Genomic DNA, 12,141 nt, shown 5'->3' with positions numbered 1-12,141 from the left:
TTTCTGTTTGCTCATGTGTTTTTATTAATAACTTGAGATGTATGAAAGAGCTGGACTTGACGCAAGGAAATGTGATTAACGTATTATTCCAATTTGCTTTGCCGTATTTGTTGGCAAACGTGTTGCAAGCCTTATATGGTGGAGCCGATCTTTTTGTGGTTGGGCAGTTTGATGATGCGGCAAGTGTGTCGGGTGTGGCCATCGGCAGCCAGGTTATGCAAACCGTTACCGGCATCATCTTAGGATTGACAACCGGAATAACAGTCCTTATAGGTATTGCTACCGGTGCCCGAAATTATAAGGAGCAGGCTGCTATTATAGGCTCGTCCGTCTGGTTGTTTGCTATGATTGGCATCATACTTACTTGCATAATGTCGGTGTGTCATAATCCGATTGCTTCTGTTATGCATACACCAGTTGAGGCCATGCGAGACACACGGGCGTATTTGCTGATTTGTTCATTAGGCATACCTTTTATTATAGGTTATAATGTGGTATGTGGCATTTTACGAGGGTTAGGAGATTCTCGTACACCTCTTTATTTTGTGGCATTGGCTTGTGTCATAAATATCCTATTAGACTTTCTACTGGTTGGCGGTTTACATTTACGGGCAGCAGGTGCTGCATTGGCAACAGTTTCATCTCAAGGAATTAGTTTCATGACGGCCTTATGGTTCCTGCATCGTAGAGGCTTCAGTTTTCCATTTACCCGAAAAGATATCCGTTTAAATGGTATTTTATCGCAACGTATTGTTACCTTGGGAGCTCCGATAGCGTTACAAGATGCGTTGGTGAATATCTCTTTTCTGATAATAACAATACTTGTAAACCAGATGGGTGTCATTGCGTCGGCTGCTTTGGGTGTGGTGGAAAAGATAATCGTTTTTGCCATGTTGCCGCCAGTAGCTATTTCGTCGGCTGTTGCTGCCATGACGGCGCAGAATTACGGAGCCGGACTGATAGAGCGTATGAATCGTTGTCTGTATGCCGGAATAGGCATGGCCTTGATTTTTGGCGTTTCTATGTGTATTTATTCTCAATTTCTCCCGGAAACATTGATTCGTATATTTACTGGAAATGAGGCTGTCGTTGCGATGGGGGCAGATTATTTACGAGGCTACAGCATTGATTGTATTTTGGTGAGCTTTGTTTTCTGCATGAACTCCTATTTTAGCGGACAGGGAAATTCCTGGTTCCCCATGCTGCACAGTCTGATTGCCACCTTTGTGTTCCGTATTCCGTTATCCTGGTTATTCAGTCATATTGATACGACATCACTTGTCTGGATGGGATATGCATCACCATTAGCTACAACTGTGTCCTTATTGATATGTATTATCTATTTGTCCCGCTGGAAAAAGAAATTATCGTCCCGGAAGTTACTCAGCGTCTGAACAGGGATCCGGCATTAGGGGTTGATGATTTGTAAGGCAATCCATGCACAGGCTTCTGCATCTGCCAGCGCATGATGATGTTGTCTCAGGTCGTAACCACAATGGGCTGCAACTGTTTGCAGCTGATGGTTGGGTAACTTTTTCCCAAATACACGTCGGGAAGCTCTGCAGGTGCATAGAAAAGTATAATTGGGATAATCCATTTCATATTTCTGAAAAACAGCTTTCAGGCAACCCTCATCGAATGGTGAGTTATGAGCAACGAGTGGGAGATCGCCGATATGTGGTGCTATTTCAGCCCAGACTTCAGGAAATGCTGGTGACTGGGCTGTATCAACTGCGGTTAATCCATGGATTTTAGTATTCCAATAGCTATAATAGTTGGGTATCGGGTGGATCAGACGATACAGCCGTTCCTGTATTTTCCCGTCTTTTACAATGACAATGCCAACACTGCAAACGCTGGAAGGTTCACGGTTGGCCGTTTCAAAATCAATGGCAGCAAAATTGTTCATTTTAATTCCTAATAAATAATAGGTCGTATCGAAGCTCGGATTGGCTGCTGATTTATTCTTTTGAGTTAGCAGCAGAAATCCAGTCTCTGTATTCTTTCGGTGTCAGTCCTTCTCTTTTCTTGAAAAAGGTAGAAAATTGTCCGCCGTTTTCGAAATGTAACTGATAGGCAATTTCTGTAATATTCAGAGAAGTCTGACTTAATAACTCTTTGGCCCGGATTAAACGTAGCTGAATCTGGTATTGGGCTGGTGAAACACCTGTATAGTCTTTGAATGTCCGGCGAAACCAGGAATAGCTTAATCCTAATTGAGCCGCTATGTCTTCCGGAGATGAAGGATGTTCAATTTCAGCTTTCATGATTCTGCGGGCTTCTGCCAATTTCTCCAGAATATAGGCATCCGCAAATGACTGGTTTTTATTCTTGTAGTAGATCGTGCTGGTGATGTGTTGCAAGATACCTGCCAGCATAATTTGGAAACCTGCTTTTTCGTTGTTGGCTGTTTGCAGCAAATCTTCATACAAACTGACGAGAGAACAGCTGATGCCTAATTCTAAAACAGGATTTTCCGGAGAAAAGAAGTGTTTGTTCATCAGGTAATCCATATAAGCGCCTTTAAATCCTACCCAATATTCATCCCAGCCGGAATCCACATCCGGGTAGTAATTGTGCCACTCACCCGGAAAGAGGATTAACAGATCTCCGGTTTTGACAGCCTGCTTCTTTTTATGGTTAGAAACGAATTGTCCGCTACCTTTTACAATATAGACAAACTGATATTCATTTAGAATGCGTCCGTTTTGCGGACAGAAGTTATAACTCTTGGGATGTTGCGATGGTGGATATACGGCGTGCGGTGAAATCCGTTGGAAACCAGCTGTCGTAATAATGGTTCCCCAAGCTTCATCATTGGCACTGTATGTCAAATAACATAGCTGATTGTTTATCTGAGTATTCATTTGTATCAGAATTGAAAGGTTTAAAATCAATATCTATATATGTTTTCTCCGGAAACCGGATAAATTTGTCCAAAAATAAGAAAAAACTTCAAGTAACGGATAAATTATCATGGAAGTAAACACATTTTTATCATTCGACATAGGTGCTACGAGTGGCCGGGCTGTTTTAATGACTATTTTAAAAGATCAATTTGAAATGAAGGAAATTCACCGGTTTTCAAATAAGATTCTGGAAATACAAGGCCGCTATTATTGGGATATCTACCATATATATCAGGAACTGAAGGAAGCTTTATGTTATTGTGGAAAAGAAAAGATTTCGTTGAGATCAATCGGTATTGATACCTGGGGAGTTGATTTTGGATTGCTGGGTGCAGACGGGGTTTTGTTGAGTTTACCTCGTGCCTATCGGGATCCTTTTACGGAAGGCGTACCCGAACATTTTTTCCAGCAGCAGATATCGCAACAGGATGTATATAAGAAAACTGGTATTCAGATAATGAACTTCAATAGCCTGTTTCAGCTTTATCAGATGAAACAGGAAAAATATTCACCGCTGGAGCAAGCCGACAAAGCGTTGTTTATTCCGGATTTGCTTTCTTATTTACTTACAGGCAACCGGGTTTGTGAATATACAGATGCTTCTACTGCCCAATTGGTAAATCCGTATACGAAAACAATGGATCCGGATTTGTTGTCTGCTGCCGGCGTTTCTCCGTCTCTCTTTGAGAAAATTGTATATCCAGGAACAGTCGTTGGTACGCTCACTGAATCATTAGGTAGAGAAACTGGTGTCGGGCCTGTTCCTGTTGTTGCTGTAGCCGGGCATGATACCGCTTCGGCTGTGGCTGCTGTACCGACAACAGACCGGAATTTTGCTTATTTGAGTAGTGGAACATGGAGCCTGATGGGTATTGAAACCGACGAACCCATTATCTCGGAAGAATCTTTTCAGGAAAATTTTACCAATGAAGGTGGTATTGATGGAACGATCCGTTTCTTGAAGAATATAACAGGCATGTGGCTATTGGAACGTTGTCGGGAAGAGTGGAAGCGGGAAGGCAATGATTATTCATATGCTGAGCTGTTGAGTTTGATGGAGAAGGCTACTCCTTTCCGGAATTTGGTAAATCCGAATGCCCCTTGTTTCTCAAATCCCCTGGATATGCGAAATGCTATTTGTCAGTATTGTCAGGAAAACGGTCAGCAAAAGCCTTCTTCAGTGGGTCAGTATGTCCGGTGTATCTTTGAAAGCCTGGCTTTTAGTTACCGTAAAGTACTTGGCTTTTTGGAACACGTCGCTCCATTTCCTATTCATCGGCTACACGTTATCGGTGGAGGAGCAAAGAATGATTTCTTGAATCAATTGATAGCAAATGTAATACAATTGCCCGTAGTTGCCGGCCCTTCTGAAGCAACGGCTGTGGGCAACGGATTGATACAGGCTCGGACTGCAGGTTTCATTCATGACCGTTGGGAAATGAGGCGGTTGATTCTGTCGAGTGCGGCACCCAAAGTGTTTGTTCCCCAAGTTCCTTTTTCAACCTATGAACGGGCTTATAAGAAGTTTTTAAGTTTAACCTCAAAATAATTTCATCATGACGAACGAAAAAAATATAAGACAGAGTTACGAAATTGCAAAAGAAAGATATGCTTCTTTAGGTGTGGATACAGAAAAAGCGATGGCTCAGCTTCAGCAGATAGCCTTGTCATTGCATTGCTGGCAAACAGATGATGTCATGGGATTTGAAAACCAGGCTGGTGCATTGACCGGTGGTATTCAGGTGACTGGTAATTATCCGGGTCGGGCGCGAACCATTGACGAAGTCCGTTCTGATATTATAGAGGCTACATCATTAATTCCGGGGAAACACCGCTTGAGTCTGCATGCAATATATGGTGATTTTCAAGGAAAGGTAGTCGACCGGGATGAAATAGAACCTTGTCATTTCCAGAGCTGGATGGAATGGGCGAAAGAACAGGGCATGAAGCTGGATTTTAACAGTACATCGTTCTCTCATCCGAAAAGTGGAAACCTGACATTGGCCAATCCGAAGGATGAGATCCGTAATTTCTGGATTGAACATACCAAGCGTTGTCGCTGGATTAGTGAAGAGATGGGTAAATTCCAGGAAGATCCGTGTATCATGAACCTCTGGATTCATGATGGTAGCAAGGAAGTTCCTGCCAGCCGGTTGAAATATCGCCAGATTTTGGAACGGTCATTGGATGAGATATTTTCCGTTGACTATAAAAATATGAAAGATTGTATCGAAGCAAAACTTTTTGGTATTGGCCTGGAAAATTATACGGTCGGTTCGTATGACTTTTATTTGGGTTACGGGGTGAAGAATCAGAAGATAGTGACTTTGGATACAGGACATTTCCATCTGTCGGAAAGCATTGCTGATAAAATATCTTCTTTGCTGTTGTTCACTCCCGAGATTATGCTGCATGTCAGTCGCCCGGTACGTTGGGACAGTGACCATGTAGTCATCCTGAATGATGAATTGCTGGATCTTTCGCGTGAGCTGGTCCGTTCGAATGCCTTGAATAGAATCCATATTGGTCTGGATTATTTTGATGCAACCATTAATCGGATCGGGGCATATGTCATTGGTGTCCGGGCTACTCAGAAAGCATTGTTACAGGCATTGTTGGAACCTTCGGCATTATTGCAGGAATATGAAGAGAAAGATCTGCTGTTCCAGCGCTTGGCTTTGCAGGAAGAAGCCAAAAGCTTGCCCTGGAATGCTGTCTGGGATATGTTCTGCCTGAAGAATGATGTTCCCGTAGGTGAAAGTTATATGGCAGACATTGAGAAATATGAAGCCGATGTAACCAGTAAGCGAGGATAATTATGGATATTCTTGTTGGCTTGCTGATCATTGCTATAGGTAGTCTGGGACAGAGCAGTTCGTATGTTCCAATCAACAAGATTCAATCTTGGAGTTGGGAAAGTTTCTGGCTCGTTCAGGGTATCTTTGCTTGGCTGGTTTTTCCGCTGTTAGGTACATTTTTAGCTCTTCCAGAAGGAATTGGACTGATGGATCTGTTTCAGATGGAGGGCAGTTTGAAGGCGATTGTATATGGTATGCTGTGGGGCGTTGGAGGATTGACCTTCGGTCTGAGCATGCGATATCTTGGAGTGGCCTTAGGACAGAGTATCTCTTTGGGAACCTGTGCCGGATTCGGTACACTCTTTCCGGCCATTTTAGGTGGACAAGATTTACTGCATGGCGAAGGTCTTATCCTGTTATTAGGCGTTTGTATCACCTTGGCGGGTATTGCCATTATCGGATATGCCGGAAGCTTACGGGCCCGGAACATGACAGACGAGGAGAAAAAAGCGGCTGTTAAAGATTTTGCACTGACCAAGGGACTGGCCGTGGCTTTATTGGCCGGTGTTATGAGTGCCTGTTTTAATTTAGGGCTGGAAGCGGGTTCTCCCATTTCCGATTTCGTACGAAGCCGTGGCGCTAACGAATTGTTTGTGCTTAATCCTGTTATCTTGCTGGTAACTACCGGTGGGTTTCTGACGAATGCCGTGTATTGTCTGTTTCAGAATAAGCGAAATCATACTGGAGGTGAATATTTTTCAGTTTCGACTGGAGTTTTGTGGAATAATGTCTTATTTTGTGCTTTAGCCGGACTTTTATGGTATTCACAATTCTTCGGTTTGGGAATGGGGAAGAGTTTCTTTGCCGATTCTCCGGTGATGTTGGCTTTTTCATGGAGTATTCTGATGTCGTTAAATGTGATTTTTAGTAATATTTGGGGAATCTTATTGAAGGAATGGCAAGGCGTTGACCGAAAAACGATTGTCGTTTTGATTTTGGGAATGTGTGTATTAATCCTTTCACTAATTTTCCCCAATTTATAAGGCTTTTGACAAGGGCCAAAAAGCCGGCGTATTTTATGGAAAAGCTGGCGTATTTTAGTAAAAAGCCGGCGTATTTTGAATAAAAACTGGCGTATATGAAAAAAGATCCCGTCTGTCGTTAAAAACAGACGGGATAAAAGATAAATGCAAAAACTATAAACTGATTGAAAATGGAACAATTAAGAAGCAATGTCGCTTTAATGGAAGAAATAGGTCGTATAGCCGAAGTTGCAGGTTATTTGTGGACGAAAGGCTGGGCTGAACGTAATGGTGGTAATATTTCTGTCAATGTAACTTCTTTGTTGACTTCGGCCGATTTGGCTTTGCCTGCACTGGCTTCGGCCAAACCATTGCCTGAAAAAATGGAAGCTTTGGCCGGTCATGTATTTTATGTGACGGGCACAGGAAAACGGATGCGCTATGTCGCTCAGGCTCCGTTTGAGAATGGTTCACTGATTCGTGTAACCACTGATGGGTTAAGCTATGAGATAATAGCAGAACAACCCATTCAACCGACCTCTGAACTGCCATCTCACCTGATGATGCATAATTATGTCCGTTCGACAGGACGCGATAATCGGGTCGTTTTACATACCCATCCGACAGATTTGATCGGTATGACTCATTGCAAGCGGTTCCTGAATTCGGATTATCTGACAAACGTTCTGTGGAGCATGATTCCTGAATGTCGGATTATTGTTCCGAAAGGAATCGGTGTTGTTCCGTATGAAATACCTGGTACTGTCGAATTGGCTCATGCTACTATCAAACAGCTCGAGAAGCATGATGTAGTTTTTTGGGAGAAACATGGAATCCTGGCTGTAGGAGAAGATGTGATAGAATGTTTCGATGCTATCGATACGTTGAGTAAATCGGCTCAGATATATTTCAGTGCCCGTCTGGCTTCTGGTGAAGATCCGGAAGGAATGACTCAACAGCAGCTGGATGATCTGGTACCTGCTTTTGGACTTTAAAACAAAGTTAGATATGAGGAAAAGCTGGTTATTAGGTGTAATGTCGCTGTGTTTTACAGCGGCATTCGCCCAACAGCGAGATAGTCGGATTCGCGAATATTTATCTCCTGTTCGGATTGTATGGCAGCAAGACAGTGTCCAAATTGAAAATGAACATTATTTGTTGTTGCCCGGAAACGGACAGGCTGATTTATCGAATAGCCGGGTATGTGTGATTAGAAGTACTGACACTCGGCATCCGGCATTATTGTTGGATTTCGGAAAAGAAATACAAGGAGGAATACAGTTTGTGACGGGTATGCCGGCGAGTCAGAAGCCTGTACGCATCCGGGTACGTTTTGGTGAATCGGTTAGTGAAGCAATGTGTGAAATCGACGGAAAGAACGGGGCGACAAACGATCATGCTGTCCGCGATTTCCAGTTGTCTTTGCCGTGGTTGGGAGTAGCCGAAGTGGGGAATTCAGGATTTCGCTTTGTTCGGATCGATTTGCCGGATGATTCAGTTGAGTTGCAGCTGAAAGAGGTGCGGGCGATTGCTACGTATCGGGATATTCCATATAAAGGTTCGTTCCGGTGCAGCGATGAACGGTTAAATCAGATTTGGCAAACGGGAGCATATACGGTTCATCTGAATTTACAGGAGTATTTGTGGGACGGCATTAAGCGGGATCGTCTGGTATGGATTGGAGACATGCATCCGGAAGTTATGACCGTGAATACCGTCTTTGGATATAATGAGGCGGTTCCTAAAAGCCTGGATCTAACTCGGGATATTACTCCGCTGCCAAACTGGATGAACGGGATTAGTTCGTATTCAATCTGGTGGCTGTTGATTCAGCGGGACTGGTTCCGTTATCAGGGCGACTGGACTTACCTGCAGTCGCAGAAAGACTATCTGATCGGTTTGCTGAAAGTCTTGATCTCGAAAGTAGATGCTTCTGGTCGGGAACACCTGGACGGAATGCGTTTCTTGGACTGGCCTTCTAATGAGAATCCGGAAGCGATCAATGCCGGCTTGCAGGCTTTGATGGTGCAGGCTATGAAATATGGAGCTGAACTTTGTTCTTTATTGCAGGAACCGGAATTAGCGGATACTTGCAGGGAAACAGAGGCCCGTTTGCGGAAAGCAGCACCTGAAGTAGTGAAACCGTTTTTGGCATTGAAGAAGAAACCGACGGAGCCGGGCATGAAACAGGCGGCTGCCTTGTTGGCTTGGGCCGGACTGATGGATGCGAAAGAGGCAGACCAAAAATATCTGTCACAGGAAGGTGGTCATGGTTTTTCTACGTTCTATGGATATTATATGTTGAGGTCGATGGCTTTGGCTGATAATTATTCCGGGGCGTTGGATATTATCCGTTCTTACTGGGGCGCGATGCTGGATATGGGAGCAACTACTTTCTGGGAAGACTTTAATTTAGACTGGTTGCCGAATGCAGCTCCTATAGACGAACTGGTGCCGGATGGCAAGAAAGACATTCATGGAGATTTTGGAGCCTACTGTTATAAAGGTTTCCGCCACAGTCTGTGCCATGGCTGGGCTTCCGGACCTACTTCCTGGCTGACGGAATATGTGTTGGGCGTTCAGGTCATGGAACCGGGATGTCGGGTACTTCGGATAGTTCCACATTTGGCCGATCTGGATTGGGTGGAAGGAACTTTCCCCACGCCAAAGGGTATTGTCAAGATCCGACATGAAAAGCAACCGGATGGTTCAATCTCCTCGAAGATCGAAGCGCCGGAAGGTATTGTTATTAATAAATAAGTAATACAAGATTAGTTCTCAATATGAAAAGGAATATATTGCTGATTATGACGGCAACAGCCGGATTACTGGCAAGCTGTGTGCAGACCAATGAAAGAATTGTGCCAGTCGGTTTGCGAACTGAATACCTGGAAAATCCGATCGGTATTGATACGAAGGCCCCACGATTCACATGGACGTATGCGGGTGAAGATACGACGTTTGTTCCGTCTCGTTATGAAATCCGGATCGGAACGTCGCCGACAGATTTGAAAGTATATAATGAACAGACCGAATTGAAGCCGGAAACCCGCTATTATTGGCAGGTGACTGTCTGGGATCAGGATGGAAATCCCTGTCGGACTTCCGAAGTGGCAAGCTTTGAGTTAGGAAAAGGGGAGAATGCCGACTGGCAGGCCAAGTGGATTACCGACGATAATGACAAGGAATACGAACCGGCTCCCATGTTCCGTAAAGGATTTGTGATAGATAAACCGGTCAAGGAGGCAAGGTTGTATGTGTCGGCTGCCGGATATTATGAAATTTTCCTCAATGGAAAACGGGTAGGAGAGAATTTCCTGGATCCCGGATATACACATTTTGATAAGCGGAACTTGTATGTGACGCACGATGTTACTTCTCTCTTGCAGAAAGGTGATAATGCCGTAGCAGCAGTCTTGGGCAATGGATGGTATAACGAACAGTCGGTGGCTGTATGGAATTTCCACGAGGCCCGTTGGCGTGATCGTCCGCGTATGTTGTGTGAACTGCGGATTGACTATGAAGATGGCACACAACAAACGGTAGTATCTGATAATTCCTGGAGAACGGCATGTGGCCCATATACTTATAATAATATTTATAGTGGCGACCGTTACGATGCCCGTCTGGAACCGGAAGGCTGGAAGCTCGCGTCGTTTGACGACAGTGCTTGGCAAACCGCAGTAGAAGTAGCCACGCCTTCGGCTTTACTGGTAGCACAGGAAATGCCGGGAATCCATGCAACAGAAGAATTGAAACCGGTCTCAATGAAAGCCTTCAGTGACCGATTGTATGTTTATGCTTTTCCGAAGAATATGGCTGGTCTGTGCCGACTGAAAGTAAAAGGCGAAGCCGGTACACATATCACATTGAAACATGGTGAACTGTTGAAGAAAGACGGGCGACTGGAACAGGGAAATATCAACGTGTATTATCATCCTGTGAAACCGGGTGAAGTATTCCAGATGGATGAATATTACCTGAAAGGGACGGGAGAGGAAGAAACCTTTGTTCCTTCGTTTACTTATCATGGCTTCCAATATGTTGAAGTAGAGAGTGACAAGCCTATTCAGCTGACGGAAGAAAGCCTGACGGCTCTTTTCGTGCATACGGATCTGAAACCGGTGGGTTCATTCAGTTGTTCGAATGAGACGTTGAATAAGATCTGGAATGCAACTATGCAGGCATACCAGAGCAATTTGCATAGTATACCGACAGATTGCCCTCAGCGGGAAAAGAATGGCTGGACAGCTGATGCACACATTGCCATTGATTTGGGGTTGCTGGGCTTCGATGGCATTACGTTCTACGAGAAATGGATGGACGACATTATCGATAACCAACGGGCTGAAGGCGACATCTCCGGCATCATTCCTTCGAGTGGCTGGGGATATGGCGAATTCCCTGGTCCGGTGTGGGACGCCGTGATGTTCATCATTCCGAATGCGTTGTATAATTATTATGGTACAACAGAAAGCATCGAGAAACTGTATCCTACGATGGAGCGTTATTTAGCCTATCTTCAGACAAAAGAGAAGGATGGATTCCTAACCTTTGGGTTGAGCGACTGGGTGTACTGGAAGTCGACAACCAACAACGAATACACTTCTACGGCCTACTATTATTTGGATAATCAGCTGATGGCTCGTTTTGCTTCTCTCTTGGGGAAAGATCCGAAACCGTATGCCGAGAAAGCGGAAGCATTAAAGGAACGTATCAATCAGAAGTTCTTCCATCCTGAAACTGCTACGTATGCTGAAGGTACACAGGCAGCACAGGCTCTGGCGTTGTATTTGGGTCTGGTTCCTGAAGGAAAAGAACAGGCTGTAGCAGATAAGTTGCATCAGCTGGTAGCCGATAATAATTATTTCCTTGACTTTGGTCTGATCGGAACAAAGACGGTTCCGGCTATGCTGACTCGTTATGGCTATTTGGAAGATGCGATGAAGATGATTACAAAACGGGAAGCTCCTTCGTGGGGATATTGGGTAGAAACAATGGGTTATACTACGTTACCCGAAACTTGGACGTTGAGTCCGGAGTTCCGAGATGCTTCGTTGAACCATGTCTTTATGGGCGATGTCTCTGCCTGGATGATGAATCAGTTGGCAGGTATCAATTATGACGAACAGCAACCCGGGTTCCATCATATCCGTTTCACTCCGTATTTCCCGGCAGATATGCAGTGGGCGAAAGGTTCCTATGATTCTGTAGCCGGTGAAATCAGCAGTGAATGGAAACGAACCGAGGATGGCAGGATCCAGCTGACAGTAAAGGTTCCATTGGGTTGTACGGCCGATTTAATCCTTGATGGAAAGACGGTGGCTTTAACGGCTGGCACGCATCAATTGTATGTACAATAATCTGATATAAACTTGAAGGTGAATCTGGGCTAATACAAGTTTTTGTGTT

At 44.4% G+C, this 12,141-nt stretch carries 9 protein-coding genes; 7 read left to right on the top strand and 2 right to left on the bottom strand.

What is annotated here, in order from left to right:
* The first annotated feature begins 41 nt into the window (after window positions 1-41).
* Window positions 42-1,394, top strand: coding sequence for an MATE family efflux transporter (locus tag NEE14_RS05320; RefSeq protein WP_251966862.1), 1,353 nt, complete (start codon window positions 42-44; stop codon window positions 1,392-1,394).
* Between the two features lie 14 nt (window positions 1,395-1,408).
* Here the strand turns inward: NEE14_RS05320 and NEE14_RS05315 are convergent, their stop codons facing one another.
* Window positions 1,409-1,909 carry a 3'-5' exonuclease gene (locus tag NEE14_RS05315; protein ID WP_251966861.1) on the bottom strand — a complete coding sequence of 167 codons (501 nt, stop codon included), beginning with the start codon at window positions 1,907-1,909 and terminating at the stop codon, window positions 1,409-1,411.
* Between the two features lie 52 nt (window positions 1,910-1,961).
* Complete coding sequence (locus NEE14_RS05310; RefSeq protein ID WP_251966860.1) at window positions 1,962-2,867, bottom strand: AraC family transcriptional regulator; 906 nt, start codon at window positions 2,865-2,867, stop codon at window positions 1,962-1,964.
* A 109-nt stretch (window positions 2,868-2,976) separates the two neighbouring features.
* Here NEE14_RS05310 and NEE14_RS05305 point away from each other — a divergent pair, with 109 nt between their 5' ends.
* The 6 genes from NEE14_RS05305 to NEE14_RS05280 all read left to right on the top strand — a co-directional run bounded on the left by NEE14_RS05305 (window position 2,977) and on the right by NEE14_RS05280 (window position 12,092).
* Complete coding sequence (locus tag NEE14_RS05305; protein WP_251966859.1) at window positions 2,977-4,458, top strand: rhamnulokinase; 1,482 nt, start codon at window positions 2,977-2,979, stop codon at window positions 4,456-4,458.
* 7 nt (window positions 4,459-4,465) lie between these two features.
* Window positions 4,466-5,725 carry an L-rhamnose isomerase gene (locus NEE14_RS05300; protein WP_251966858.1) on the top strand — a complete coding sequence of 420 codons (1,260 nt, stop codon included), beginning with the start codon at window positions 4,466-4,468 and terminating at the stop codon, window positions 5,723-5,725.
* A 2-nt stretch (window positions 5,726-5,727) separates the two neighbouring features.
* Complete coding sequence (gene rhaT, locus NEE14_RS05295) at window positions 5,728-6,750, top strand: L-rhamnose/proton symporter RhaT (RefSeq protein WP_251966857.1); 1,023 nt, start codon at window positions 5,728-5,730, stop codon at window positions 6,748-6,750.
* A gap of 170 nt (window positions 6,751-6,920) precedes the next feature.
* Window positions 6,921-7,724, top strand: coding sequence for a rhamnulose-1-phosphate aldolase (gene rhaD / locus NEE14_RS05290; RefSeq protein WP_251966856.1), 804 nt, complete (start codon window positions 6,921-6,923; stop codon window positions 7,722-7,724).
* A gap of 13 nt (window positions 7,725-7,737) precedes the next feature.
* Window positions 7,738-9,489 carry an alpha-L-rhamnosidase gene (locus NEE14_RS05285; RefSeq protein ID WP_251966855.1) on the top strand — a complete coding sequence of 584 codons (1,752 nt, stop codon included), beginning with the start codon at window positions 7,738-7,740 and terminating at the stop codon, window positions 9,487-9,489.
* A gap of 23 nt (window positions 9,490-9,512) precedes the next feature.
* Window positions 9,513-12,092 carry a family 78 glycoside hydrolase catalytic domain gene (locus NEE14_RS05280; protein ID WP_422394681.1) on the top strand — a complete coding sequence of 860 codons (2,580 nt, stop codon included), beginning with the start codon at window positions 9,513-9,515 and terminating at the stop codon, window positions 12,090-12,092.
* Window positions 12,093-12,141 lie beyond the last annotated feature (49 nt).

The sequence above is a fragment of the Parabacteroides sp. AD58 genome (assembly GCF_023744375.2).
In the GTDB taxonomy this organism is placed as follows: Bacteria; Bacteroidota; Bacteroidia; order Bacteroidales; family Tannerellaceae; genus Parabacteroides; species Parabacteroides absconsus.
This window is presented reverse-complemented; position numbering and strand designations above follow the sequence as displayed.

Excerpts from the sequence above, each read along its gene's own strand:
- NEE14_RS05315 (WP_251966861.1), bottom strand. The coding sequence starts at position 1,909 with ATGAACAATTTTGCTGCCATTGATTTTGAAACGGCCAACCGTGAACCT.
- rhaD (WP_251966856.1), top strand. The coding sequence starts at position 6,921 with ATGGAACAATTAAGAAGCAATGTCGCTTTAATGGAAGAAATAGGTCGT.
- NEE14_RS05300 (WP_251966858.1), top strand. The coding sequence starts at position 4,466 with ATGACGAACGAAAAAAATATAAGACAGAGTTACGAAATTGCAAAAGAA.
- NEE14_RS05280 (WP_422394681.1), top strand. The coding sequence starts at position 9,513 with ATGAAAAGGAATATATTGCTGATTATGACGGCAACAGCCGGATTACTG.
- NEE14_RS05285 (WP_251966855.1), top strand. The coding sequence starts at position 7,738 with ATGAGGAAAAGCTGGTTATTAGGTGTAATGTCGCTGTGTTTTACAGCG.
- NEE14_RS05320 (WP_251966862.1), top strand. The coding sequence starts at position 42 with ATGAAAGAGCTGGACTTGACGCAAGGAAATGTGATTAACGTATTATTC.
- NEE14_RS05305 (WP_251966859.1), top strand. The coding sequence starts at position 2,977 with ATGGAAGTAAACACATTTTTATCATTCGACATAGGTGCTACGAGTGGC.
- NEE14_RS05310 (WP_251966860.1), bottom strand. The coding sequence starts at position 2,867 with ATGAATACTCAGATAAACAATCAGCTATGTTATTTGACATACAGTGCC.
- rhaT (WP_251966857.1), top strand. The coding sequence starts at position 5,728 with ATGGATATTCTTGTTGGCTTGCTGATCATTGCTATAGGTAGTCTGGGA.